Source organism: Pseudoalteromonas sp. SG44-8 (assembly GCF_014164125.1).
GTDB lineage: Bacteria > Pseudomonadota > Gammaproteobacteria > Enterobacterales > Alteromonadaceae > Pseudoalteromonas > Pseudoalteromonas rhizosphaerae.
On the sequence record NZ_JACJEQ010000007.1, the window covers coordinates 97792 to 122910 of the forward strand.

At 41.7% G+C, this 25119-nt stretch carries 27 protein-coding genes; 1 reads left to right on the forward strand and 26 read right to left on the reverse strand.

What is annotated here, in order from left to right; genetic code table 11:
* The first annotated feature begins 1 nt into the window (after window position 1).
* Window positions 2-310, forward strand: a complete 309-nt coding sequence (locus tag H5163_RS08140; protein ID WP_145239329.1) for an EscU/YscU/HrcU family type III secretion system export apparatus switch protein — start codon at window positions 2-4, stop codon at window positions 308-310.
* Window positions 311-323: 13 nt separating this feature from the next.
* On the opposite strand, the gene H5163_RS08145 is transcribed toward H5163_RS08140, so the two are convergent.
* The 26 genes from H5163_RS08145 to fliH all read right to left on the reverse strand — a co-directional run bounded on the left by H5163_RS08145 (window position 324) and on the right by fliH (window position 25119).
* The gene (locus H5163_RS08145; RefSeq protein WP_182734908.1) at window positions 324-728 is read right to left on the reverse strand and encodes a DUF2802 domain-containing protein; all 405 of its coding nucleotides are present in this window, start codon (window positions 726-728) and stop codon (window positions 324-326) included.
* Between the two features lie 16 nt (window positions 729-744).
* Window positions 745-1242, reverse strand: a complete 498-nt coding sequence (locus H5163_RS08150; RefSeq protein WP_145239335.1) for a chemotaxis protein CheW — start codon at window positions 1240-1242, stop codon at window positions 745-747.
* Window positions 1243-1261: 19 nt separating this feature from the next.
* Window positions 1262-2059: a chemotaxis protein CheW gene (locus H5163_RS08155; RefSeq protein WP_145239338.1), complete on the reverse strand. Its 798-nt coding sequence runs from the start codon at window positions 2057-2059 to the stop codon at window positions 1262-1264.
* 3 nt (window positions 2060-2062) lie between these two features.
* Window positions 2063-2833 (reverse strand): ParA family protein, encoded by a 771-nt coding sequence (locus H5163_RS08160; protein ID WP_145239342.1) that lies wholly within the window; start codon window positions 2831-2833, stop codon window positions 2063-2065.
* A gap of 8 nt (window positions 2834-2841) precedes the next feature.
* Complete coding sequence (locus H5163_RS08165) at window positions 2842-3801, reverse strand: flagellar motor protein MotB (RefSeq protein ID WP_145239345.1); 960 nt, start codon at window positions 3799-3801, stop codon at window positions 2842-2844.
* A gap of 5 nt (window positions 3802-3806) precedes the next feature.
* On the reverse strand, window positions 3807-4571 hold the full coding sequence (locus H5163_RS08170; protein WP_145239348.1) for a flagellar motor protein: 765 nt from the start codon (window positions 4569-4571) through the stop codon (window positions 3807-3809).
* Window positions 4564-5694 (reverse strand): chemotaxis response regulator protein-glutamate methylesterase, encoded by a 1131-nt coding sequence (locus tag H5163_RS08175; RefSeq protein WP_145239351.1) that lies wholly within the window; start codon window positions 5692-5694, stop codon window positions 4564-4566. Before H5163_RS08175 ends, H5163_RS08170 begins: the two co-directional genes overlap by 8 nt.
* Before the next feature lie 68 nt (window positions 5695-5762).
* Window positions 5763-7961: a chemotaxis protein CheA gene (locus H5163_RS08180; RefSeq protein ID WP_182734909.1), complete on the reverse strand. Its 2199-nt coding sequence runs from the start codon at window positions 7959-7961 to the stop codon at window positions 5763-5765.
* A gap of 14 nt (window positions 7962-7975) precedes the next feature.
* On the reverse strand, window positions 7976-8740 hold the full coding sequence (locus H5163_RS08185; protein ID WP_145239357.1) for a protein phosphatase CheZ: 765 nt from the start codon (window positions 8738-8740) through the stop codon (window positions 7976-7978).
* A 17-nt stretch (window positions 8741-8757) separates the two neighbouring features.
* Complete coding sequence (cheY, locus tag H5163_RS08190; protein WP_016708035.1) at window positions 8758-9141, reverse strand: chemotaxis response regulator CheY; 384 nt, start codon at window positions 9139-9141, stop codon at window positions 8758-8760.
* 40 nt (window positions 9142-9181) lie between these two features.
* Window positions 9182-9892: an RNA polymerase sigma factor FliA gene (locus H5163_RS08195; protein WP_145239602.1), complete on the reverse strand. Its 711-nt coding sequence runs from the start codon at window positions 9890-9892 to the stop codon at window positions 9182-9184.
* 26 nt (window positions 9893-9918) lie between these two features.
* The gene (locus H5163_RS08200; RefSeq protein ID WP_145239360.1) at window positions 9919-10779 is read right to left on the reverse strand and encodes a MinD/ParA family protein; all 861 of its coding nucleotides are present in this window, start codon (window positions 10777-10779) and stop codon (window positions 9919-9921) included.
* The gene (gene flhF, locus H5163_RS08205; protein ID WP_182734910.1) at window positions 10772-12253 is read right to left on the reverse strand and encodes a flagellar biosynthesis protein FlhF; all 1482 of its coding nucleotides are present in this window, start codon (window positions 12251-12253) and stop codon (window positions 10772-10774) included. Before flhF ends, H5163_RS08200 begins: the two co-directional genes overlap by 8 nt.
* A 23-nt stretch (window positions 12254-12276) precedes the next feature.
* Window positions 12277-14385 (reverse strand): flagellar biosynthesis protein FlhA, encoded by a 2109-nt coding sequence (gene flhA, locus H5163_RS08210; RefSeq protein ID WP_145239366.1) that lies wholly within the window; start codon window positions 14383-14385, stop codon window positions 12277-12279.
* Window positions 14386-14480: 95 nt separating this feature from the next.
* Complete coding sequence (flhB, locus tag H5163_RS08215; RefSeq protein ID WP_145239369.1) at window positions 14481-15611, reverse strand: flagellar biosynthesis protein FlhB; 1131 nt, start codon at window positions 15609-15611, stop codon at window positions 14481-14483.
* 9 nt (window positions 15612-15620) lie between these two features.
* Entirely contained in the window at window positions 15621-16400 is a 780-nt protein-coding gene (gene fliR, locus H5163_RS08220; RefSeq protein ID WP_145239372.1) for a flagellar biosynthetic protein FliR, read from the reverse strand.
* A 1-nt stretch (window position 16401) separates the two neighbouring features.
* Window positions 16402-16671 carry a flagellar biosynthesis protein FliQ gene (fliQ, locus tag H5163_RS08225; protein WP_145239376.1) on the reverse strand — a complete coding sequence of 90 codons (270 nt, stop codon included), beginning with the start codon at window positions 16669-16671 and terminating at the stop codon, window positions 16402-16404.
* Between the two features lie 43 nt (window positions 16672-16714).
* Window positions 16715-17455 (reverse strand): flagellar type III secretion system pore protein FliP, encoded by a 741-nt coding sequence (gene fliP, locus H5163_RS08230; RefSeq protein WP_145239379.1) that lies wholly within the window; start codon window positions 17453-17455, stop codon window positions 16715-16717.
* A gap of 4 nt (window positions 17456-17459) precedes the next feature.
* Window positions 17460-17843, reverse strand: a complete 384-nt coding sequence (gene fliO / locus H5163_RS08235) for a flagellar biosynthetic protein FliO (protein WP_145239382.1) — start codon at window positions 17841-17843, stop codon at window positions 17460-17462.
* Window positions 17840-18238, reverse strand: coding sequence for a flagellar motor switch protein FliN (gene fliN, locus H5163_RS08240; RefSeq protein WP_145239385.1), 399 nt, complete (start codon window positions 18236-18238; stop codon window positions 17840-17842). Before fliN ends, fliO begins: the two co-directional genes overlap by 4 nt.
* 22 nt (window positions 18239-18260) lie before the next feature.
* Complete coding sequence (gene fliM, locus H5163_RS08245) at window positions 18261-19352, reverse strand: flagellar motor switch protein FliM (protein ID WP_145239389.1); 1092 nt, start codon at window positions 19350-19352, stop codon at window positions 18261-18263.
* A gap of 9 nt (window positions 19353-19361) precedes the next feature.
* Window positions 19362-19892, reverse strand: coding sequence for a flagellar basal body-associated protein FliL (gene fliL / locus H5163_RS08250; protein WP_145239392.1), 531 nt, complete (start codon window positions 19890-19892; stop codon window positions 19362-19364).
* Between the two features lie 102 nt (window positions 19893-19994).
* Window positions 19995-22373 (reverse strand): flagellar hook-length control protein FliK, encoded by a 2379-nt coding sequence (locus tag H5163_RS08255; RefSeq protein WP_182734911.1) that lies wholly within the window; start codon window positions 22371-22373, stop codon window positions 19995-19997.
* Window positions 22374-22501: 128 nt separating this feature from the next.
* Complete coding sequence (gene fliJ, locus H5163_RS08260) at window positions 22502-22948, reverse strand: flagellar export protein FliJ (RefSeq protein ID WP_145239397.1); 447 nt, start codon at window positions 22946-22948, stop codon at window positions 22502-22504.
* Window positions 22948-24282 (reverse strand): flagellar protein export ATPase FliI, encoded by a 1335-nt coding sequence (gene fliI, locus H5163_RS08265; RefSeq protein WP_145239400.1) that lies wholly within the window; start codon window positions 24280-24282, stop codon window positions 22948-22950. The genes fliJ and fliI overlap by 1 nt, the downstream gene beginning before the upstream one ends.
* A gap of 18 nt (window positions 24283-24300) precedes the next feature.
* Window positions 24301-25119 carry a flagellar assembly protein FliH gene (gene fliH / locus H5163_RS08270; RefSeq protein WP_145239404.1) on the reverse strand — a complete coding sequence of 273 codons (819 nt, stop codon included), beginning with the start codon at window positions 25117-25119 and terminating at the stop codon, window positions 24301-24303.

Consider the following 25119-nt stretch of genomic DNA (forward strand, 5'->3'; position numbering starts at 1 on the left):
CATGAGTGAGATACCAAAACATAAGTCTGCAATTGGTTTAGTTTACGAAGCCGGTCGCACTCCTACAGTCAGTAGTAAAGGGTTTGGTGAGCTCGCAGAAGAGATCATTAAAGCCGCAGAAGAAAAAGGAATTTTGATCCACAAAGATGAAGCTTTGGCTAAAACGTTATCGCATTTAGAGCTTGGCGAAGAGATCCCAAGAGAACTGTATTATGTGATTGCCGAACTGATTGCTTTTTCATATGTACTGCGGGGTAAATTTCCACCTGGCTGGCAAGACTTTCAAGGCAAGTTAAATATTCAGGCGTAAAAAATAAAAGGCGCTAATTAGCGCCCTTTTGATGATGTAACGACATTAATAGTTCGGCTTCGGCACGCGGAAGTTCACACTCTCGTATGATCTCTTCAATATCGGCACCTAATTCAACCATTTTCACTGCTCGAGAATAAATTTTCGCATCAGGATCGTCATATTTTTGCGCATCTTGTAACTGCGCTAACTCTTGATTTCGCTGCTCTACAGCAACTAAGCGCTTACCAATACTTAGCATACCGGTGCGCATTTCTGCGACTTCACTGCGTAAAATACTGAGCTGTTGTTGAGTTTCTTGCAGTTGCAGTATTTTGCTTTTTAATGCTGCAGCGTACTTATTATGATTAATAAAAATTAGTCCCAGGCATACTAACACCAGTACAATTGAGACTCCAAGCAACGAGTATAACAACATAGTTTTTCCGTAAGCGTTATAAATCGCTCAACTCATCCCACTCTTCGTCATTTAGTAATTTATTTAAATCAACTAAAATCAATAATTCACCATCACGATTACTAACACCTTGAATAAACTTGGCACTTTCTTCAGTACCAATGTTTGGTGCACTATCAATTTCTGAGCTACGCAAATAAACCACTTCTGCTACACTGTCGGCTAAGATACCAATAACTTGCTCTTCAGCTTCAATAATTAATACTCGTGAATTGTCTGTTGCTTCTGCAGACATCAAACCAAATCGTGCACGCGTATCGATTACTGTTACAACATTGCCACGTAAATTAATAATCCCTAAAACATAGCTTGGAGCACCTGGTACTGGAGCAATCTCTGTGTAACGCAAAATTTCTTGCACTTGCATCACATTCACACCATAGGTTTCTGATTCAAGCTTAAAAGTTACCCACTGCAATACTTCATCATTGCCATCGGTATTTTTACTGCTTGATAATAATCTTTGTTCACTCATGTTATTACTCCAAATATCGTTACTGGTCGCGGCTATCTAAACCTTGCTCTAATAATTGACCTAAGCTTTGCACATCAATTAAGGCACACATTTTTTCTTTAATTACACCTGCAAGCCAAGGCCGCTTGCCACTTTTAGCTCGCCATTTTACATCTTCACTACGTAGTGTAATATTATTAACTAGCTTTTCAGCCAACAATCCCCATTGGCTATTACCTAAAGTAATTAAGTATTGGTAGTTTAATTTGTCTTCTAACTCTTGGGTATACTTTTCTGGCATCACCCAGCGAGCAGTATCGACTACATTAAGATTCTCATCACGATTTAGCATCACTCCTTTAAACCACTTGGGTTTACCAAAAAGCTGATTAACTTCACCTAATTGATGAATACCACCTAATGCTTTTAATGGTACAGCGAGAGTCAGCCCTGCCACTTCAAAGAATAACGCCTGAAACTCGCCGTCAAAATAATCTTCTTGACGCTGTACAGGAGTCTTGTCTTTAGCAATATTTAACTGTTCGCTCACTTTAGCTATATCTTTGATATTAGCTTGGATCTGTGGTTTCTCAAGGAGCGGTGTAATTTGCGCTGGTATTTCTTTCTCAAGGCTCGTCTTTGGCTCATCAAGTGCGTTTGGCTGCACAATCGTTTGCTGCGATGCCTTTAGTGGCATTTTATTGCTACTTTCTGTGGATGGAACTTGTTCGAGTAATTTTGCAACCGGGTGTAAGTCTGTTGACTCATCGTCTTCGCACAGTAAAGCCCCCAAGTACTGGGTCATTACTTTTTCATTAGCAAATAATTGCTTACTCATTCATTAACCTTGTTCAATCAAATAATCGAGTAATGCGCGATAAGCATAAACACCTCTTGAGCGTGGACAATACTGAATCGGTACTTGTTGAGCTAAACTTGCATCACGGAACTTAGTGTCTACGGGTATTACCCCTGGCCATACCTTTTCTTGGTACGTTTGCTGTAATGTCTTATATGCTTCAAGGGATGCATTTGTGCGCTTATCATACATTGTAGGGATAATGGTATATTGATACTGCTTTGATTGCGAGCTTTGCATTAATTCCATGGTCCGCATCATTCGGTCAAGCCCTTTGAGTGCTAAAAACTCAGTTTGTACTGGCACTAAAATGCGCTCACTTGCAGCCAATGCGTTAACCATTAAGACACCTAACACTGGCGGGCAATCTAAAATAGCATAATCATAATGCTCACTAATTTTTGCTAAGGCTTTTTTTAAGATAAGCCCCATTCCGGTCTTATTACCCATACTACGATCGAGTGTCGCTATAGCCATAGTTGCAGGAAGAATATCTAAGTTGTCTATGTTCGATGGACACAAAGCTTGCAATATTTCTTCACTTGCCATGGTGTTACCACGGGCAAATATATCATACACACTAACTTCTAAATCTTCTGAATCAATGCCAAAGTAATACGTTAAAGATGCATGAGGATCGGTATCAATCAGTAATACCCGCTTTCCTTGCAGCGCTAATATACCAGCTAAACTCACAGCCGTGGTCGTTTTCCCTACTCCGCCTTTTTGATTTGCTACCGTCCAAATTTTCACATCACACCTTATTTTTGTTCGTTGCGCGTTGTAATTCGTATACCACCGTGTGGGAGTTGGATCACTTTAATAGTGTTATCATCACTTGGCAACTCAATTGGCTGCTCAGCTTCAGTTTCTATTGCTGATTGCTCGATTGATACAATGGGCTTGGGTGGTAAACCATATTTTGATAATGCAACGACTACTTTACGATTTTCAGCGCGCCCTTGCTCTGTATCATTATCGGAAAAAGGAGAATACTGACCGTAACCTTCGATGGCCATTCGCGCAGGGTTGATACCCAATGCATCAAGTTCGACTAAAATAGAGGTCGCTCTTGCAACAGATAGCTCCCAATTAGAACGAAACATTTCATTATGAATAGTTTCATTATCGGTATAACCACGTACTCTGACGTAGTTATCTACAGGAGCAATAATATCGTTCACTAATTTTATTACTGCTTTCGCGCGTTGATGCGCCACAGCACTGCCACTGGAAAATAACATTCCTGAGCTTAACTCAATAATCAACCAGTCTTGGTGTAACTCTAAACTTGCTTCGCCATCGCGTATTTCATCGATCAAAGCTGATTGTAATTTAGTTAATAAACTATCTAGCGGTTTACCTAAGTGTTTTTGTTTTATGTTACTGGTGTCGCTTTGGCCATCAAGTAACTGCGGGCCAACTTCTTGCTTTTGAATACTCTCACCAAACAACAGTTCTTTTTCTGGGCTTACTCTGTCGGTTAATAAACCAGTACCGGTCACACCTTGGCCTTCTTGGCTATACTGACGAGCTGACTTGTCAAAAACCTGCTCCAGCGAATCAGATAAAATTTGGAAGCTTTCTTCTTTATTAATCGCAATCGCATACATCACTACAAAGAATGCAAACATAATAGTCATGTAATCGGCGTACGACACTAGCCAACGTTCTGTATGCTGACTTTTGGTCGATGAGTGACGAAGTCGACGGCGCATCATAATAATTATTCTTGTAGCTGACTTGGACGCTCTACACGATACGCTTCAAGTTTCAGCTCAATATTGACAGGGCTATCACCTTGGCTCATTGCAATAATTCCTTCAGCTAATAACTCATGAAACAGCATCTTTTGTTCTACTTGTTGTTTTAGCTTATTAGCCATGGGTAAAAACAGTAAATTTGCTAAACCAACCCCATAGATGGTCGCGATAAAAGCCGTCGCAACCCCCGCACCTAACTTTTCAGGCTCAGTGATAAATGACATTGCTTGGATCAGACCAAGCACTGCACCTAATATACCGATAGTAGGACTGTAACCGCCCAACGCCTCGTACACCCGGCTGGCTTCAAGTAAACGTTCCCTTTCTAACAATAAATCAATTTCTAACGCATCTCTAAGTTTTTGCTCGCTGTTACCATCAATCAATAAACTCAGGCCTTTGGCAACGTACGGGTCTGGATGTGTTAATGCTACTTCTTCAAGCGCTAAATACCCTTCTTGGCGAGCTTTTTGTGACCAACTTTTAACTTGCTCAATTGCTCTGTCGATATCATGACTTGGAGGAAAAAACACCCAATGACTTATTCTTAAGACTTTATTAAACGTATGTGCCGGTGTTTGTAGCATTACAGCACCTAACGTACCACCCAATACAATAATTAGTGCTGGGCCATTAAATAAAGCACTTACAACCCCACCCTCTAGTGAGTAACCATAGCCAATCGCCAAAAGTGCAACGAACAGGCCTAGAAACGACAACTTATCCACAACCAATTTCTCGAACTAACCGATTAGCAACCTCTTCAAGTGCGATACTTGCCGACGATAGCCCAGCGTTAGCAACCGCCTGTGGCATACCATATACCACACTGGTTTTTTCATCTTGCGCCCAAATAGTGGCGCCGGCTTGTTTGAGCATTCTTGCACCATCTCGTCCATCAGCGCCCATGCCTGTAAGTACCACAGCTAACACATCACCTTGAAAAGATTTGGCTGTACTAGCAAAAGTAACGTCAACACTGGGCTTATAAGTGATCCGCGCACTGTCGTCCTCAAAAACACGTAACGTGCGATTTCCACCTCGTCCCTCAACCAGCATCTGTTGACCACCTGGCGCTAGATAAGCGACGCCTGGCATTAATCGGTCGCCTTGTTGTGCTTCTTTTACTTTTATTTTGCACAAGCCATTTAAACGAGCGGCAAATGCTGGCGTAAACGCAGCTGGCATATGCTGTATTAACAAAATGGGATGTGGGAAATTGGCCGGCAACTTAGTCAAAATAGTTTGCAGTGCGACAGGCCCCCCTGTGGAGGTGCCTATTGCAACTATTTGATATTTCTTACCCGAAGCACGTGTATTAGCTGCAATGTTCGAAGCGGGCGCTGTGCTGCGGTTAAAACTTCTATCAGGTTGAGTTATCGCAGGTCGACTTGTTGTACCTGCAGAAACGGAAGGTATTGATGTCGGTGTCGGCCTACTGAAGCGTGATAGACGCTTGCGTCCAATTTCTTTTACTTTATTTTGTAATAACTTAATCGCATCTTCATTATTACGAGCAATGTCTTCAAATTTTTTCGGTAAAAAATCTAAAGCACCCGCATCAAGTGCGTCTAAGGTTGCTGTTGCGCCATCACGGGTCAAGGAAGAGAACATCAGAATTGGGGTTGGATTTGCTGCCATGATCTCTTTTACAGCACTAATACCATCAAGCACAGGCATTTCAACATCCATAGTGATTACATCTGGACGCAATTGATTTGTCTTGTCTACCGCTTCTCTGCCATTTACCGCAAAACCAATTACTTCAATATCCTTATCTTGCTCGAGTATTTCGCTCACCCTGCGGCGAAAGAAACTTGAATCATCAACAACTAAAACTTTAACTGCCATTGGCATACTCTATGTAAATTTTATCTGTGAGAGCCATATATAGCTCTCACAATAAGATAAGAATTGGACTAACCTGCGTAATGTTTTAACAGGTTTGGAACATCTAAGATTAGCGCTATACCACCGTCAGACGTGATCGTTGCACCTGCCATACCAGGTGTTCCTTGTAGTAAAGCATCAAGCGGTTTAATAACAACTTCTTCTTGACCAATCAATGAATCCACTACAAAACCAACTTGTTGCGTACCTATTTGTACAATTACAACATGGCCTTGAGCTTTGCGTAATGATCTGTCAGCACCTTTGACTAACCAATGTTCTAAATAAAACAACGGTCGTGCTTTCTTACGAACAATAATGGTTAATTGGCCATCAACTACATTCGTTTTAGTTAGATCTAGGTGGAATATTTCATTAACACCAGCCAGTGGTAATGCAAATGTTTGCTCACCGACAACCACCATCAATGTCGGCAAAATAGCCAACGTTAACGGAACTTTAATTTCTAGGATTGTACCTACACCTAGCTCAGATTGAATACTCACAGAACCATTTAGTTGGGTAATTTTGGTTTTCACCACATCCATACCCACACCACGACCCGAAATATCAGAGATCTGTTCTTTGGTGGAAAAGCCTGGTGCAAAAATAAGGTTATAGGCTTCTGTATCAGATAATCGAGCAGCTTGCTCGTGATCAAGCACCCCTTTATTGATTGCTATTTTTTTCAGCTTTTCGGGATCCATACCAGCACCATCATCTCGGATGGTAAGCAAAATATGATCACCTTCTTGCGATGCTGATAAAGTTACAGTCCCAGTCCTTGCTTTACCTGCCGCTTCACGCACATCAGGCATTTCAATACCGTGGTCTACAGAGTTACGCACCAAGTGGACTAAAGGATCTGCCAGTGCCTCAACTAAGTTTTTATCTAAATCAGTTTCTTCACCCACGAGCAATAAATTGATGTCTTTTTTCAAACTGCGGGCTAAATCACGTACTACGCGAGGGAAACGACCGAACACTTTCTTGATCGGTTGCATCCGCGTTTTCATCACCGCACCTTGCAAGTCCGCAGTTACTACATCAAGGTTTGAAATGGCTTTACCCATCGCTTCACTTTCAGTATTGGTTGCTAAACTGACTAGGCGATTGCGCACTAGCACAAGTTCACCGACCATATTCATTATTTGATCAAGGCGTTTTGTATCAACGCGCACAGTGGTATCAGCTTGTGGTGGAACTGATTTTTTCGCAACAGCTGTCGCTGGAGCTGGCTTTTCAGCCGCTTTCGCAGGCTCAGACACTGCTGGTTTAGGCGCAGGTTTAGCTGCGGCAACAGGTGCTGGGGGAGGGACTGGTTTTTGAGCGGGTGTTGGCTCAGTATCTGCAACTGCTTGTGGTGCACTCCCTTTGCCGTGCAATTCATCTAATAATGCTTCAAACTCATCATCGCTGATCTCGTCTGGACTATTACTTTTAGTTGGCTCTGATGACGCTTGGGGCGGTTTAGGCGGAGTATTTTCGGTGCTTGCAGTATCTTTATTACTGACCAAACCAAAGCTACCAACACCATGTAATTCATCTAATAAATTATCGAATTCGTCATCAGTAATATCACTATTTGATGACTCATTGCTAACTGTTACTGCTGGAGTTACAGGACTTTGTCCTTTTCCATGCAGCTCATCTAGCAAACTTTCAAATTCATCTTCTGATATATCATCGATTTGAACATCTTTTTTATCGCTATCAACTTGACCATCAAATAACAAGTCAAATGCAAATGGATCATCAGAATCATCTAAAATAGCATCAGCATCAACAACAGGAGTATCGTCTGCAGGCTCAGCAGCGCCAGTTAGTTCTTCAGCAGTTGGCGGCAATCCCAATTTATGTAAAACAGCCAGCAACTCTGGATTTGCAGGTTCTGGTTTTTCTCGGCTTTGGATGGTCGCAAACATTTCGTTGATAGTATCGAGCGCTTGCAAGATCACGTCCATCAGCTCAGAATTAACCTTACGAACACCTTGACGCAATAAATCGAAAACGTTTTCTGCACCGTGACAAGCGTCAACTAGCTCAGTCATGCTTAAAAAACCTGCGCCGCCTTTTACCGTATGAAAACCACGGAAAATTGCATTGAGTAATTCGGTATCATCTGGGTTATTTTCAAGCTCCACCAGCTGTTCTGACAAAAGCTCAAGAATTTCTCCAGCCTCTACTAGAAAATCTTGTAAAATATCTTCATCGACTTCAAAGCTCATGCAGTTCTCTCCTCTTAGAAGCCCAAGCTTGATAATAAATCATCAACATCATCTTGTCCTGAGACAACATCATCACGAGATTCTTTATCAATAATTGGCCCTTCAGGGCCTGCAAGTGTATTTTCAGCAGGCGGTTTTTCAATGACTGGTGCTATTGTTTTTGTTTCGCTATCATCTTGGCTACCAAATGCTGTCAACAAGTGGATCAAGCTGTCTTCTACTTCTCTAACAAGCTCTATCACTCGACGGATCACTTGACCTGTTAAATCTTGAAAATCTTGTGCCATCAAGACATTGGTCATGAGTCCTTGCAACTCATCCGTTTTAGTTTGCGAGCTATTCATGAACTTATCTAAGCTGTGGCATAATGTTTTAAACTCACCTAGCTCAATTTCACGATTCATTAAACGATCCCAAGTGGGTTTAATGTCTGAAATATCATCTGCAAGCTGTTGGGCAATTGGTAAACTTGCTTCTACAGCATCCATGGTTTTATTAGCAGCGTTCTCTGTCATTTCCATAACATAGTTTAGACGCTGCTTAGCATCGGGGAGTGCGTCTTTGGTCAAATCAGCTAAACGTGTATCAAGCTCAAAATTTTTCAACGCATCATGAAGCTGACGCGTAAGTTTGCCTACTTCGGCAAATAATTCTGATTGCTCTTTTGACGCCGCATCAATAATTAACTGATCAGCTTTATCTTGTTCACCATTTTCAAGGTAAACCACAAGCTGCCGGGCTTGTTCTAAACTGATCTGAGGCGCAGCTGGTGCTGACATAAGCCTCTCCTATTTATTTAACCTAAACGCTCAAACACTTTTTCCAATTTGGTTTTCAGTGTTGCGGCTGTAAATGGTTTAACGATATAGCCGTTAACACCAGCTTGTGCAGCAGCAACAATTTGTTCTTTTTTAGCTTCTGCTGTTACCATTAAAACAGGGATGTGTTTCAGGCTGTCATCGGCCCTGATAGCGCGCAAGAGGTCAATTCCTTGCATGCCAGGCATGTTCCAATCTGTTACTACAAAATCAAATTCTTGATTCTGCAACATCGGTAAAGCTGTTGAGCCATCATCAGCTTCTTGTACATTTGTAAAACCCAAATCTCTTAACAGATTTTTGATAATACGTCTCATCGTCGAAAAATCATCAACAACAAGAATTTTCATGTTTTTATCCAAAACATCCTCCGGTGAGGTCTGAACCTATATTTACTTACTACTAGTTAATCCAGTCATTGATTTTTGCTTTGAGCTTAATCATCGCCTGACCATGTATCTGACTCACACGCGATTCGCTTACATCGAGTATATGTCCAATCTCTTTTAAATTCATTTCATCATTATAATAAAGCGACAATACTAACCCATCTCGTTCAGGTAAAGATTGTATAGCTGTTAATAATGATTGATTAAAACGTTCATTTTTAACGTTATTAAAGGGCTTGTCTAGTGCTAAATCATGTCCCACTGGTGTGATAACATCTTCATCAATTCCCAAGTCTTCTATACCTAAAACCTTACTTGAATTTACATCACTAAGAATATGATGGTACTCATCTAGCGTAATATCAAGTTTTTCAGCAACTTCACTATCTTTAGGTTCTCGATTCAGGCTGCTTTCTAGCTCACTAATCGCTTCAGCAACTCTGCGGCTATTACGGTGCACTGAGCGAGGAGCCCAATCACCTCGGCGCATTTCATCCAGCATCGCACCACGAATACGAATGCCTGCAAAGGTTTCAAAGCTTGCACCTTTAGTCGCATCAAAGTTTTTTGATGCTTCAATTAACCCTATCATCCCCGATTGAATCAAATCATCGAGTTGCACACTCGCGGGTAAACGAGCGATCAAATGACAAGCCACTTTTTTAACTAAAGAAGCATGTCGCTCAACAATCACATTTAAATTTTGTGTCGATTGATATCCCATCGCTTTATTCACCGATGCCGTCATAGTTAGCCGTTTACTAATTTTTCTATGAAAAATTCTAAATGGCCAGATGGTTGATTAGGTATAGGCCATTTAACTGCTTTTGTCGCTAATGTTTTAAATGCAATTGCCGCTGGAGAATTTGGAAATAAATCAACAATTACTTTTTGACGACGAGTTGCTTTACGCATGTTTTCATCATAAGGGACTGTTGCAACCAATTCCATTGAGACATCCAAAAAGCGATCCGTTACTTTTGAGAGCTTAGCAAATAGTTCGTGGCCTTCACGCATACTGCGCACCATATTAGCAACTATTTTAAACTTATACACACCATGCTCACGACTCAACACTTTGATTAATGCATAAGCGTCGGTTATTGAGGTCGGTTCATCACATACTACTACCATGACATCTTGCGCTGCGCGCGAAAAACTTAATACCATGTCAGAGATACCAGCAGCAGTATCAACAATTAATATATCAAATTCGGTATTCAACTCACTAAAAGCACGAATTAATCCAGCATGTTCTGATGGTGAAAGTTCCACCATACTTTGTGAGCCTGACGTCGCTGGTACTATTTTAATTCCTGCAGGCCCTTCAACTAAAATTTCATCGAGCTCACATTCACCTGATAGTACATGAGATAGATTACGTTCAACCCGAAGCCCTAACATCACATCACAATTTGCTAAACCCAAATCGGCATCCAGAACTAACACTCGGTTTCCGAGCTGACCCAACGCAATCGCAGTGTTAAGTGAGACGTTAGTTTTCCCTACGCCACCTTTACCACCTGTTACAGCGATAACTTTAACGCCGTTATTATTGTTTTGACTCATTTTACGCAGGCCACTTGCTTGATCTAATACTGTGTTAATCATACATCCCTACTGTGCTTGACGCTACTGCTTGGCGTCGTGAATGTTGTGCTTTTGTTCTTTTTAAATACAATTGTTCTGCTTTTTTTACTAATTTCTCTGCATTGGCGACCCGAATGTCCTCTGGAACGCGCTGACCGTTAGTAAGATACCCTATTGGAAGGCGATTTTGAATCGCTATACTAATAATCTCACCTAAACTTAATGATTCGTCTAATTTAGTGAAAATACAGCCACTTAATTGTACCTTCTTAAAATGTCTTACGGTTTCTTGTAAAACATTAATTTGTGCGGTCGCACTGAGCACTAAATAATTGCGAATATCGACACGTTGATTACGCATTAATGTATTTAGCTGCTCAGTTAAACGTAAATCACGTTGGCTCATTCCCGCGGTATCTATTAATACTAGACGCTTATTTCGTAAATGATATAAAACTTCTGCTAATTCATTGGCATCTTTAACTTGTTTTACACCACAACCGATGATCCGGCCATAAGTAGCTAACTGTTCATAAGCGCCAATACGGTAAGTATCAGTGGTAATTAGCGCAACTTTATCTGCACCATATTTTTGTGCGCCAAGGGCTGCAAGTTTTGCCACGGTTGTAGTTTTACCTACCCCAGTAGGACCAACAAGTGCATATACCCCGCCTTGGCGAAGGATTTCGTTATTTGTAGTATGCATTTGGTTTTCAACCATTTGCAATAGTGCTTGCCAGGCTTGCTGACGTGACACATCGTCCGGAATAAAGCAGGCCATTTGCTCTGCAACTTCACTGTCGATACCCATTCCAACTAAACGATCGATCATGCATGCGCGAGTAGGATCGCGACGCGCTAAATCTTGTTGCATCAAACCCGATACCTGATACTCAAGTAATTGACGCATCGCAGCCATTTCATCACGCATAGCGGTGATTTCATCTGTTTTGGCTGCACTTTTTGTTGGCATCGGAGTATCTAAATCATCAAAACCACTTTCTAGATCATCATCAAAACCTAAGCTATGTGCTTGCGTTTGTGGACGCGGCGCAGTATCGCGACGAGCAAAATCACTATGCGCTTGTGGTTCATGGCGAGCTTGCTGTGCTTGATGTTGTTGCTGTGGTTGATACTGAGTAGATGTATCAATCCCTGACTGGCTAAACATAGACGCAAGCTCAGGTGAGCGTGGACGCGGTGATTGGCGCTCTAATAATGCTTGTAAGCTATCAGCTACCGCAGCTTGCGGCTCATGCTGCGCACGTTGTGGCGCAGGTTTAACAAAGTTAGCATTCGTTTGCGGTTGCGCCTTAGCAACATGTGGTTGTGCCGGTGCTTTCGGGGCTGCTTTATCATAATCAACGGCGGCAACAATCTCTACCCCATTGGCTAATTTTTTATTTGACATGATTACAGCATCTACACCGAGTTCATCTTTAACTTCTTTCAGTGCGGTGCGCATATCTTTAGCAAAAAAACGTTTTATTTTCATGGTTCAACCCCTTTAAAATCCGATTATTGGCCTACTGAGCTGACAATCTTGATCTGTCTTTCGTCTGGTACCTCTTGATAAGACATCACTCGCAATCCTGGAATGGTGTACTTAACAAAACGAGATAACACAGTGCGTAACATTCCTGACGTTAGCAATATCGAAGGTTCACCGGCCATTTCTTGGTTTTGATGCGCTTCATTTAATGATTGTTGAAGTCGCTCTGCAAGTCCTGGCTCTATTCCGGCACCTTCGTCGCCTGCATTTTGTAGTGACTGATGCAACATCTGTTCCAACTCAGGCGCCAAGGTTATGACAGGGATTTCTGATGACATTCCAACCGCGTCTTGAACAATTAATCTGCGCAGTGAAATTCGCACTGCTGCGGTTAATACATCAGGATCTTGGCTTCGAGGGCCATACTCAACAAGGGTTTGTACAATTGAACGCATATCGCGAATAGCAACGCCTTCATTTAATAAATTTTGTAATACTTTAACAATTGCTGTTAGTGGTAAAATATCTGGCACTAGCCCTTCAACTAAACGAGGATGACTTTTTGCCAGCATATCTAATAGATTTTGCACTTCCTCGTGGCCGAGTAACAAGGCCGCGCTGTTAGTTAGTAACTGACTAATATGCGTTGCTACCACAGTCGCTGCATCAACCACGGTATAACCGAGTGATTGTGCTTCATCTTTTTGATCTGGTTTGATCCAAATAGCGTCTAGACCAAAGGCAGGATCTTTAGTAGCAATCCCTTTTATTGGACCAAATACTTGGCCAGGATTAATAGCCAACTCATCACCGTGCTTAAGCTCGCCCTCACCACTTGAAACACCCATCATGGTAATTCTGTATGCATTTGGGTCTAACTCTAAGTTATCGCGAATATGCACTGGTGGAATTAAAAAACCAAGTTCTTGAGATAACTTTTTACGTACCCCTTTAATTCGGTTTAATAATTCGCCACCTTGTGATTGATCAACTAATGGAATTAAGCGATAGCCAACTTCGAGGCCAATTACATCAACTTGTTGTACATCATCCCAACCTAGCTCTTTTTGCTCTTGCTTGTTAGCAACACCAGTGCCTGTTGCACCGCCATTGGCAGCTTCTGCTTCCTTAGCAGCCGCTTCTTTGAGCTTACTTTGCTGGGTGTAATACGCTAAATAACCAAGTAAAGCACCAAGGCTTAAAAAGGCAAAATGTGGCATACCCGGGACCAAACCCATCACGATTAAAATACCCGAAGCAATAAATAATGATTTTTCGTTACCGAGTTGTTTCTTAAATTGATCGCCCATATTGAGCGATTCATTTTGACGAGTAACAACAATTGCAGTGCCAATAGATAACAGTAATGATGGTAATTGTGCAACTAGACCATCACCAATGGTCAGTAAGGTATACACTTCCATTGCGTTACCAAAGCTTAAATCATGCTGGATCATACCAACAAACAAGCCGCCAACAATATTGATGATCAGTATCACTATACCAGCAATCGCATCACCTTTTACAAACTTACTCGCACCATCCATAGAGCCATAAAAGTCCGCTTCACGGGTGACTTCTTCACGGCGGTCTCGTGCTTGCTCTGCACTAATAAAACCCGCATTCAAGTCGGCATCAATGGCCATTTGTTTGCCTGGCATCGCATCTAAGGTAAAGCGTGCCGATACCTCAGAGATCCTGCCTGCGCCTTTGGTGATTACCACAAAGTTGATGATGATCAAAATCAAAAACACCACTAAACCAACTGCGTAGTTGCCACCAATTACCACTGAACCAAAAGCTTCGATTACTTTACCTGCGGAATCGCCACCGTTATGGCCTTCAAGCAGCACCACCCGGGTACTGGCAACATTTAGTGCCAAACGCATAATAGTTGCAATCAATAGTACTGCGGGAAACATCCCAAATTCAACAGGCTTCATGGTGTAAACTGTCACTAACAACACCACTAATGCTAAAGCTATATTAAACGAGAAAAGAATGTCGAGTAAAAATGGCGGTAACGGTAAAATCACCATGCCCAGCGCAGCGAGCACCAGCAAAGGTGTACCAACACCTTTTAAATACTCTTTTTTATCTTTATTAAGTTGTTGTAATACAGCTTTAAATTCCATAATTCTACAATTTCAAAAAATTGACACTAAACGGAATTTGCAATAACTATTCCAAGTTATTAATTACGAGCTTAAAAGAATACTGATTATTCAAATCAATACTTATAGGCATCTGGAATTGGGAGTGTTTTATTCAATTTTGTAGGGCGTTTACCACGGCCTTTTTGAAAGCGTTTAAGCTGAAATACATAAGCTAAAACTTGTGCGACTGCAGTAAATAGTTGGTCAGGGATTTGTTCTCCTACTTCGGCAGTATGATACAGTGCTCGAGTAAGCATGGGGGACTCTACAATGGGTACCTCGTTACCTATGGCTATTTTTCTAATTTGCATCGCCATCTCATCAACGCCTTTGGCAACTAATATAGGCGCGCCAGCGCGCTCTGTGTCGTACTTTAATGCCACAGAGTAATGAGTAGGGTTGGTAACAACTACATCGGCATCTGGCACATCCTGCATCATGCGTCGCTGCGACATTTGTCTTTGCGTTTGTCTTATACGCGCTTTAATTTGCGGATCACCTTCAGAATTTTTATATTCATCTTTGACTTCTTGTAGAGTCATTTTTAATTCTTTGTGATGTTTATGGCTTTGATATGGCGCATCAATCGCAGCAATAATGGTTAAGGTGCAGGTCAGCCCTAAAAACATCCATGCGAGTATCTCTAAGGCATGAATGATATTGCCCGGCGCACTTTCAATACTCAGATGAAGAATTTCATCAAAGAAGGTGTTGATCAAAAAAATGGCAAAGCCCGCCACGACCACAAACTTTAAAATCGATTTCACCAACTCGACGCCCGCTTGTGGACCTAACATCCGCTTTATACCTTTTGCTGGTGACATTTTACTGGCTTTGGGTGCTGCCGCCTCCCAACTAAAGTTAAAACCACCTAACAAGGTATTACCTATGATACCCGCCAGCACAATAATAAACACGAACATCGCCATCGGAAATACTAGCGCATCGGCCACCGCTCCCCACACAGAAAACATTTTCGTAGTATCGTAGGTTTCATTGCGGTTCAAACTGAGCATGCGACCCATTATATTATACAGTCCCTTGCCAATCTCAGGTCCGTACATAAGTAATGAAATCGCTGAAAAAATAAGTACAAACATGGTGCCAAGCTCTTTTGAGCGCGCAACCTGGCCTTTCTTTTTCGCGTCGTCTACTTTTTTCCCCGTGGGTTCTTCGGTTTTTTCTTGACCTGAATCTTCAGCCATCACTCTCTCCTATGGGGAACAACCAACTAAAGTACACATTAACTCAATCATTTTTAGCCATTGAAATTCAAATTGAGTAACAAAGTTACCTAAGGTTGCCCAAATAATGACTAAACCTGCAACCAAGGTAAACGGAAAACCGATTGAAAAAATGTTTAACTGCGGTGCTGCACGGGTCATCACACCAAACGACATATTAATCACCAGCATAGCTGTTAAAGGCGCCAAAGATAACACCAAGGCGGTAGTAAACATCCAGCCGCCCCACGTCACTATGTCCCAATAATGATCAACCGCCCACCAATTACCGTCGATTGGTAGCACCTCAAAGCTATGCACTACCATTTGGATCATCATTAAATGGCCATTAAATACAAAGAATAATAGCGTGGCTAGAATCAAATAAAACTGCCCAACAGCAGGCACACTCATACCATTAGAAGGATCAACAACAGAGGCGAAACCAAGGCCAGTTTGCATTGCTAATATTTGCCCTGCTAACACAAAAGTATTCAACATCAGTACAGAAGCAAAACCTATCGCAACACCGATTAACATTTGTTGAATAACTACCAATATCATCTCAAAAGAGAATAAGTTATTAAATGTCGCAGGCGGAAGTACTGGTACAACTAAAAAAGTAATCATTACCGCTAGACCCATCTTGATCCGCGTAGGCACATTTTTAGCACCCAGCCCCGCCATGATCATAATCATCGAGCTGATCCGTACTAGTGGTAACAAAAAATCACTCAGCCACTGAATAATAACCGAAAATGGGAATTCCATACTAGCCTGCAATTTCAGGAATAATTAACACTATTCGACTAAAAAAATCCATTAACTCTTGCGTTAACCAATGCCCTCCAACAATCAAGGCGCTGATAGTAATTAATAGCCGCGGCAAAAAGCTTAATGTTTGTTCATTGATTGACGTTGCGGCCTGAAATACAGCTACAACTAAACCCACTAATAAACCTGGTACCACAATTGCCGATACTAATTTAATAACTAAAAATAATGCATTACTGAGAATATCGACGAAGATTTCTGGTTCCATGGTGCCCCCCTAGCCTTTGTAGGCAAAGTATTGTATTGCCATATCAAGTGCCTAAGCCAAAACTTTTAGCTAAAGTCCCCATCACTAAACTCCAGCCATCAACAAGTACAAACAACATAATTTTAAACGGCATAGACACAATCATCGGCGAGAGCATCATCATACCCATGGCCATCAAGACTGAAGCCACAACTAAATCGACTATCAAAAATGGAATAAAGAACATAAAACCAATAATAAATGCAGTTTGTAATTCGCTGGTTATAAATGCGGGGATTAATACAATTAATGGCGTTGCTTCAGGAGAATCTAACTTATCATACCCAGCAATTTTAGCGAAGGTTTCTAAATCTTTTATGCGCACCTGTGAGAGCATGAATTCCTTCATCGGCTCTTTGGCAAGTTCAAGCGCTTGAATCGAGGTCACCTGCTCATTTAAATATGGCTCAATAGCTTGCTGATTCACTTTTTGATAAACCGGCGTCATTATAAAAATACTTAGAAATAGCGACATACCTAACAATATTTGATTTGATGGTGTTTGTTGCAAACCAATTGCTTGGCGTAAAATAGCCAGTACTACGATTATGCGAGTAAATGAGGTCATCATGATCACCGCTGCAGGTATAAAGCTTAGCGCGGTCATAATAGCCAGTACTTGCAAGGTTACAGAGTAATCTTGTGAACCGTCTGGATTAGTCGTAATACTTAACGCTTCAATGCCTTCGGCGTTAACTGTGGGGATAAAAACTAATGCAAAAAGTATAAGCAGCCACTTAGTCATATTATTAATTCTTTTTAATGTGGTTAGTTTGTGGGTTTAAGAGTTTACCAAAACGTTGTGCAAGGGCTGGCAACTCTTTTTCTGTCAATGGAGTCTCTAATTTATGCAGGTAGTTAATACTGTGCGGGGTTACGCCTAGTAAGTGCTGACAATTATCAATTTCGACGACCATTAATCGCTCTCGCGCACTTAACGGTAAACTACGCACCACTTTAAATTCGTCGGTATTTGCTAAATTGGGGTTTAGTTTTTTAACCAAAAATGCCAGTACCACAATCAGTACTAGCACCATGATTAAAGACATTACCATTGAGAGTAAGTCGCCCATTGGTGTCGCTGCAGGCAGCGCTGAGCTTGCTGCAGTCGATAAAAAAAGCCAACTGCTCATCGCAGCTTCTTGATCCGTTCAACTTGGCTGATCACGTCAGTCAGGCGGATACCAAATTTATCATTAACTACGACCACTTCACCATGCGCTATCAATGTACCATTAACTAATACATCCAATGGCTCACCGGCAACACGATCAAGCTCAACAACTGAACCTTGGTTAAGCTGAAGTAAGTTACGAATATTAATTTTTGAACGCCCGACTTCCATCGAAATAGTCACGGGGATATCTAAAATTGTATCGAGTTTGCGTTTTTCTTCGCCACTCATTTCATGTCTAGCATCACTTAACTCGTCAAGTTCAGTTACTTTGGCACCATCAGAACTATCGGTCCCTTCGGCTTCGGCTAAAGCAGCCGCCCATTCGTCCATTGTATCTTGGTCATCACTCATACTATTAAACCTTTTTATTCTCTTACCAGTCTAAATCTACGCCTTCGGAAAGGTGTAGATCATCTTCTAGTTCTGCTAATTCCGCATCTGAATCAAGCTTTTTGCCACCTTTTGTAAAGACATGCAACTCTGATTTGACTGATTCAGGACGTTTAATTTTTTCACTAATTTGCAGAGCGACGTTATCACGAGAGCGACCCATTTTAGCCCTAAAGGTTGGCAGCTCTTCGACAAACACCGTTATGTGCTCTGGCATCTCAACAGGAATAATATCCCCAGCCTTAAGCTCCATAATTTGCGCTAAGGTTAAATCAACTTCAAGCAGTTGTGTTGATATTCCAACTTCAACATCCATAATCTCATCACGTAAGGCTTTGCTCCAACGTAAATCGGTATCTTCAGTATCTGATTGCACACCAGCATCGAGTAATTCACGAATAGGTTCAAGCATTGAATACGGCAATGCGATATGGAAATCCCCGCCACCGCCATCCAGCTCAATATGGAATGAACTGATCACCACCACCTCGGTGGGACTGACGATATTAGCCATTGCCGGATTAACTTCTGAATCAAGATATTCAAAAGACACATCCATTACCGGCGCCCATGCTTCTTTGTAATCTTCAAAGATTATTTTTAATAGCATTTGTACAATACGGCGCTCAGTAGGTGTAAATTCACGACCTTCTATTTTCGCATGATAGCGACCATCGCCGCCAAAGAAGTTATCAACCAGGATGAACACTAACCGTGCTTCCATAGTGATTAACCCAGTACCTTTAAGAGGACGAAAGCGCACCATATTAAGACTGGTAGGAACAAATAAAGTGTGGATATACTCACCAAACTTTATCATTTGTACGCCATTGATAGAAACTTCAGCAGTACGGCGCATCATATTAAATAAGCTAATGCGCATGTGTCGAGCAAATCGTTCGTTCACAATCTCCAGAGTCGGCATGCGACCACGAACAATACGATCTTGTGAAGAAAAATCGTATTGCAACGTATTACCGCTACCATCATCACCGTCCTGTAGATCCTCCTCTTCGACTTCATCGACACCATGCAACAGGGCATCGATTTCATCTTGGGATAATAAATCACTCACGCTGACCCCTTATTGCATTACAAAGCCGGTAAACAACACCCGCTCAATTACTTTACTACCCTCTACATCAGTTAACGCGGCTTGTACTTTATCAAGCGCTGCTACTCGTAGGGTTTCTTTGCCTTCGCTAGTACCAAGCTCATCTGCGGTGGTGGTTGAAAACACACCAAGCAATGTGCCTTCAATAAGTGGAATATGCTTTTTAGCCGTTTCTTCATTCACATCACCGCGCACTAGTAATTGCACTTTTATTTGCACAATGCGATCACGACTGGCACCAGGTACGTTAAAAATAAAAGGTCGAGGCATCGCAACATATAAGGCACTGCCAACCTTTGCACCACTACCACTTACATCTGCAGTTTCAGTTGCTGATGCAACAGATTCATCCGCAAGTGTTTCAGGAGCAGCGTCGGAGCCAGACATCAAGAAAAAGCCAGCTGCACCACCAATTACCAATACCACAGCAATAATAATTATAATCAGCTTTTTTTTACTTTTACTACCGTCTTCAATTTCTAAGTTTGCTTCTTCAGCCATGCTGCTTTCCTTTATGCCTTAATAATAGCGATATTACGAGTGTCACCGCGCACCATCAAGTTATTTATTTTTATAGTCTTATACCTCATATAATAGCAGGTGTTAGGCATAGTAATCTATTGATGATGAAGATTGTTGCCCAGAGCCTCGAATTGGTTGCTGAGTTAATGCACTTTCCTCTTCATTTTGTTGCTGATTTGCCTGTTGACCACGACCATTTTGTTGTCCGTCACCACCAGTATCACTTTGACTATTTCCCTGCTGGATACTGCTTTCACCCAGTTCAATTCCCTGCTGTGCTAACATTTCTCGTAATCTCGGCATTGATTGCTCAAGAGCTTCTTTGGCTTGCTGATTTTGTACCACAAAGTTAATTTGAGCTTGTTCTGCATCGCTACGAATACGAATTTGCATACTACCCATTTCTGGCGGATCAAGACGTATTTCAGCTTCTTTATTATTGATACTTAGTAATGCACTCACTCGTTCTTGTAGTAATTTGGCTGCATCACTTTTCATGATATTCAATGCTTGTAACGCAGTTGGATCAAGATTTATTTGTCTTGTCTGTGATGTAGGGCTCGCTTGCTGGGCATGCATTACTTGCATATCTGCCAAAGCTTGTTGATAGCTTTGCTCACTCCCTTCTACAGCCGAGGCTGTCGTAACCGCAGTGGTTAATCCGGTGAGCTGGCCAAACAATTGATTTACACGTGTCAATGTGTTGTCGCGCACAGGGCTTTGCTCTGCTTTAATATTTTCAGCAAGTTGCTCACTTTTTAGAACATTATCTTGCACTGCCAGTTTCACTTCTTGCTCTTTGCTCGCGGCCTTTATAAGTGCATCTTGTGGCGCAGATACTTTATTTGTATCTGATTTAGCGGTATTGCTATTGGTTGTTGTAGTGCTTACTAAATTATCTGTCATTGACTGAACCGTCAATTGAGCTTTTGACTCAGTCTTTTTTTCAATACTCTCTGGCTGAGCTAATTCTGCAATAGCCGTATTGATCTGAGTTAATAAAGCCCCCTTAGGCTGCTCAGTGCTCACAAAATTTTGTAATTGCTGGCTCAATGCCTGCTTTTGCACAGGACTCAACAGCGAAATATCTTTACTTAGTTGGGTTAGCTCTGCCGTGTTCATTGTCGCAACTGCCGTGGTAGGTTTTGCAACTTCTTTACTATTAAGCTCTACAAATTCAGCCAGCATTTTTTTTAAGTCAGTTACGTTAGCCGGTGATGGATCTTGCTGACGAATGACATCAACTTGATTTTGTAGCTGTTTTTGCTGCTCTGGTGTTAAGCTCGCCAACAATGGGTGTTCATTTTTTTGTACTGTAGTTGGTGAGTTAAGCAATACCTTACTGATTTGCTCTAATACAGCACTGTTACTATGCTTTGCCTGTGTAGCTGCTTTTTCAGCTACATCAGTTTGAGAGCCAATCGTAGTGGTTGATTCCACACCTTTAACTACTGGTTCTGCCTTTGAAGCAACGTCCATTGCTACTGCAGTAGCACTTGTGGTTGCTTGTTTGGCGTTAGCAGTAACGTTAGCTACAGTTGCGTGCGCATCTGCAGTTAACGCTGCACTCTGTTGAGGTTTTTCTTGCTGAGCAATCCTTGTGTCCGAATCTTTAACTAATACTTCACTTTCTTGTGGTTTAACTTGTTGAGCAAGCGTTACGTCCAAACCTTTAGCTAATACTTCACTGTTTTGTGGCTTACCTTTGCTTGTATTTTCAGCAATATTTATTTGAGCTGTTTCATTGCCAACTTCCCCACTCTTTAAGGTAGCTGCAGCTTGTTGGTTTGTTGGCTGCATTGTCATCGCTTTATTTTGCGATATCTCTTTTGCCACTTGAATATCATCAATAATAGGAGTCACAGCATCATCAGGAGGGGTGTTTCCCTTCAGTTGAAGCTGTTTATCAATCGCCTCTGCCAGCACCGTTTTTTCAGTAAGTAGCGTTGGTTTTAGTTGTTTATCGACTAGTTGTGCAATTGGATCATCAGTGGCAGGAGTGTCTGTATCAATAATAGGCGTAACATCATCAATTGGACGAGGTCCAGTGACTTTAATAAGCTTCGGATCTATTTTTTCTTCACTGTATTTACCCAACGTTGAAAGTAATGAGGCATTTGCAACAGTTGGCGTATTATTTACCCGAGTGTCCATATTGTTGGCTGCCGTGATCTGAGCAAGCATTGCATCACCTGACATCGTTTTCTCATCACTGCTGTCAGTGGGCGTTTTTTGCGCTTTTTCAGCAGCAACTTCGGCTTCACTTGCAGCTGACACAGCGCCAGATGAGTTAACTTTCATGGGTGTTTCTGCAGCATTATTAGCGTTTTGTAACTCACTAAAGAAATCACTATCGGTGCTTTCTTTACCTGTTGCCGCACTGCCTTTGGCACTGTCTTTTTTATTTAACTGAACATCCTGCTCAGTTGAGATAAATACTGAAAGATCACTAATAGCCATAATTCACCTAGATTAAAAGTGGCAATTTGCCGCCGCAGTTTGCCAGAATAAATACTTCATACGTTAAACAAGCAAATAATATGCCTAAGCTAATTTTAATAAATAAATAATGCTGTTTTGGGCGATGACTATAGAGCGCGACGTCTTTGATAAAATTGATTTGCAGAAAATTCATCAAGCATTTTTTGTTCATTTTTTTGTGCGATTACATTCGCTTTAAGCTGCTGTTTTTCTATTAATTTAGCAACGGCTTTAGCTTTAATCTGCTGTTTCAGCCATAAACTTTGTCGTTGTGAAACAACTTGTTTAGCAGTACTGACGGTATTGGCTTGTTGACGAATAGCTTCTTCTATTTTGGCAATAAAAGCATGGTATTGACTAAACCCTGCACTACTTAAACCAGACTTTCCTTTTAAATGTAATTGCTGAGTATACTCCAAACGAAAGTTATTCAAGCCTTGCAATTTTTGTTGATTGCCTTGCAAGTTTTGCTGCGCTTGTAAATAATTTATCCGTAAAGTTTCTTCTTTATCATTTTCTATTTTCAGCAATAGATTGAGCTTATTTGTTGCCATTATGCTTGTCCTAATAATTGCGCAAGCCCTTGTAGGCCATCGTCATAGCTAATCACATCTTTCATGCCTTGTTGTAGAAATGCATTCACTCTTGGCATCATATTAATGGCCTGATCAAGCATTTGGTCGGTGCCTTTTTGATAAGCACCTAAAGTAATCATATCTTTATTTTGCTGGAACATTGAATACACTTGTTTTAACACTCGCGCTTGTTGCATGTGTGCTTCTGAGACAACTTGTGGCATCACCCGTGAAATCGATTTTTCTATATCAATAGCAGGATAATGACCACTGTCAGCGAGCTCTCTGGATAACACGATATGACCGTCTAAAATGGCTCGCGCCGCATCAGCAATCGGATCTTGCATATCATCCCCTTCACTCAGTACAGTAAAAAACGCTGTGATAGAGCCTTGCCCTTCGCCGCCATTACCAGCACGTTCCACCAGCGCGGGTAGCTTTGCAAATACTGAAGGCGGATAACCTTTAGTCGCCGGTGGTTCACCAACCGCAAGCGCTATTTCGCGCTGAGCCATGGCATAACGCGTTACAGAATCCAGTAGCAATAAAACATTTAAGCCTTGATCGCGAAAGTACTCCGCGATAGTTACCGCACTTTCACAACCTTTTAATCGCATTAATGGCGATGCATCGGCGGGAGCAGCAACTACGACAGAACGCTTACGCCCTTCCACACCGAGTATTTCTTCGATAAATTCTTTTACTTCGCGGCCACGCTCCCCCACTAAACCAACAACTATTACATCAGCTTCTGAGCCTCGGGTCATCATACCCAGTAATACCGACTTACCCACGCCTGAGCCTGCAAATAGCCCCATGCGCTGGCCTTGGCCAACAGTTATCACTGAATTAATAGCGCGTACGCCAACATCCATCGGCTGCGTAATTGGTCGTCGAGATAATGGGTTAATGGAATTTTGTGCAAATTTTAAGTAATGCTCTGCTTTAATAGCTCCAAGCCCATCCAACGGACGCCCTAAGCCATCAACAACACGACCAAGTAAACACATACCAACAGGCAGTCCGGTATCATTTACTTGTGGGATCACTCGCGCTCCAGGTAGTACACCAGAAATATGGTCATTTGGCATCAAGTAAAGCGTCTGATCATTAAAACCAACAATTTCAGCATCAACAAAACCATGCATGGTTTCAATTTTACATTGGCTGCCAACTGGCGCGCGTAATCCTTTCGCCTCTAATGTTAACCCTACAACACGGGTTAAAATTCCCGCAACAGCAGGCGTTGGACTATGAATATGTTTTTGATACTGTTGTAAACGTTCACTTAATGGGCGTGGTTGAGAACTCATTGCAAACCAAAAATAGCGTTAGATACCACTACTATGCAAAAAACTATCCAACGTTTCTTTGACGCGGGTTTTTATAGTCATATCAATAGATGACTGAGGTGTTTTTACTTGGCAACCGCCGCGATCTAAAGTCGGCTCTGCAACTAACTGCCAATGGTTTTCAGCTAGTGCAGCTTCACCATAACTATTTTTAACCAGTTCAATGTCTTCAGGATGTAAATGAATACGCACACTTTGCTGCTCATTGGCTAACGCATCGATACACTGCTTTAAACTTTGCAAAATGATTTCTGGGGAGGTTTTAATTTCTTGATAAACTAACGCTTCGGTTAGCATTACGGTTAACTGTACAAGTTGCTTTTCGGCGTCATCATCGACTTTAGCTAATGGCGCTGACAAACTATCCAACAATGCTTTTAGACCCGTTAGCTGTTCTTCAATCAGTGGTTTTACTTCTTCTTGACCTTGTGTTTTACCAAGCTCAATGCCTTCTTTATAACCGGCTTCTTTTCCCTCACCTACGCCTTTTTCAAAACCATCAATATAACCCTGCTCGTGGCCTTGTTTTAAGCCTTCTTCGTAGGCATCTTGACGAATTCGTTCCAGCTCAGCCATCGTTAACGAGGGCAGCTCAGGCTCTTCGGGCTCTAGTGCTTGTTCACTTTCTTCAAGCTCTTTACGATATAAATCGGCCAGCGGTGTACCAAACGCCGTTGAACGACCATCGAATTTTCGAGTGTCTTGCGTAACATCTGGAATTGGCCAGTTTTCTAATAATTCATCAACTGCTTCACTGGCTCGTAAAGGACGACCTTGATATTGAGTAGGTTTGCTCAT

What these genes read in the sequence shown, in the direction of transcription:
- fliH (WP_145239404.1), bottom strand. Translation starts at nt 25,119, where the DNA reads ATGAGCAAACCTACTCAATATCAAGGTCGTCCTTTACGAGCCAGTGAA.
- H5163_RS08175 (WP_145239351.1), bottom strand. Translation starts at nt 5,694, where the DNA reads ATGGCAGTTAAAGTTTTAGTTGTTGATGATTCAAGTTTCTTTCGCCGC.
- fliO (WP_145239382.1), bottom strand. Translation starts at nt 17,843, where the DNA reads ATGAGCAGTTGGCTTTTTTTATCGACTGCAGCAAGCTCAGCGCTGCCT.
- H5163_RS08150 (WP_145239335.1), bottom strand. Translation starts at nt 1,242, where the DNA reads ATGAGTGAACAAAGATTATTATCAAGCAGTAAAAATACCGATGGCAAT.
- H5163_RS08140 (WP_145239329.1), top strand. Translation starts at nt 2, where the DNA reads ATGAGTGAGATACCAAAACATAAGTCTGCAATTGGTTTAGTTTACGAA.
- fliI (WP_145239400.1), bottom strand. Translation starts at nt 24,282, where the DNA reads ATGAGTTCTCAACCACGCCCATTAAGTGAACGTTTACAACAGTATCAA.
- fliQ (WP_145239376.1), bottom strand. Translation starts at nt 16,671, where the DNA reads ATGGAACCAGAAATCTTCGTCGATATTCTCAGTAATGCATTATTTTTA.
- flhA (WP_145239366.1), bottom strand. Translation starts at nt 14,385, where the DNA reads ATGGAATTTAAAGCTGTATTACAACAACTTAATAAAGATAAAAAAGAG.
- H5163_RS08195 (WP_145239602.1), bottom strand. Translation starts at nt 9,892, where the DNA reads ATGGGATATCAATCGACACAAAATTTAAATGTGATTGTTGAGCGACAT.
- H5163_RS08200 (WP_145239360.1), bottom strand. Translation starts at nt 10,779, where the DNA reads ATGATTAACACAGTATTAGATCAAGCAAGTGGCCTGCGTAAAATGAGT.
- fliL (WP_145239392.1), bottom strand. Translation starts at nt 19,892, where the DNA reads ATGGCTGAAGAAGCAAACTTAGAAATTGAAGACGGTAGTAAAAGTAAA.
- fliN (WP_145239385.1), bottom strand. Translation starts at nt 18,238, where the DNA reads ATGAGTGATGACCAAGATACAATGGACGAATGGGCGGCTGCTTTAGCC.
- flhF (WP_182734910.1), bottom strand. Translation starts at nt 12,253, where the DNA reads ATGAAAATAAAACGTTTTTTTGCTAAAGATATGCGCACCGCACTGAAA.
- fliR (WP_145239372.1), bottom strand. Translation starts at nt 16,400, where the DNA reads ATGGAATTCCCATTTTCGGTTATTATTCAGTGGCTGAGTGATTTTTTG.
- H5163_RS08145 (WP_182734908.1), bottom strand. Translation starts at nt 728, where the DNA reads ATGTTGTTATACTCGTTGCTTGGAGTCTCAATTGTACTGGTGTTAGTA.
- H5163_RS08185 (WP_145239357.1), bottom strand. Translation starts at nt 8,740, where the DNA reads ATGTCAGCACCAGCTGCGCCTCAGATCAGTTTAGAACAAGCCCGGCAG.
- fliJ (WP_145239397.1), bottom strand. Translation starts at nt 22,948, where the DNA reads ATGGCAACAAATAAGCTCAATCTATTGCTGAAAATAGAAAATGATAAA.
- flhB (WP_145239369.1), bottom strand. Translation starts at nt 15,611, where the DNA reads ATGGCTGAAGATTCAGGTCAAGAAAAAACCGAAGAACCCACGGGGAAA.
- fliP (WP_145239379.1), bottom strand. Translation starts at nt 17,455, where the DNA reads ATGACTAAGTGGCTGCTTATACTTTTTGCATTAGTTTTTATCCCCACA.
- H5163_RS08155 (WP_145239338.1), bottom strand. Translation starts at nt 2,059, where the DNA reads ATGAGTAAGCAATTATTTGCTAATGAAAAAGTAATGACCCAGTACTTG.
- H5163_RS08255 (WP_182734911.1), bottom strand. Translation starts at nt 22,373, where the DNA reads ATGGCTATTAGTGATCTTTCAGTATTTATCTCAACTGAGCAGGATGTT.
- H5163_RS08180 (WP_182734909.1), bottom strand. Translation starts at nt 7,961, where the DNA reads ATGAGCTTTGAAGTCGATGAAGATATTTTACAAGATTTTCTAGTAGAG.
- H5163_RS08165 (WP_145239345.1), bottom strand. Translation starts at nt 3,801, where the DNA reads ATGATGCGCCGTCGACTTCGTCACTCATCGACCAAAAGTCAGCATACA.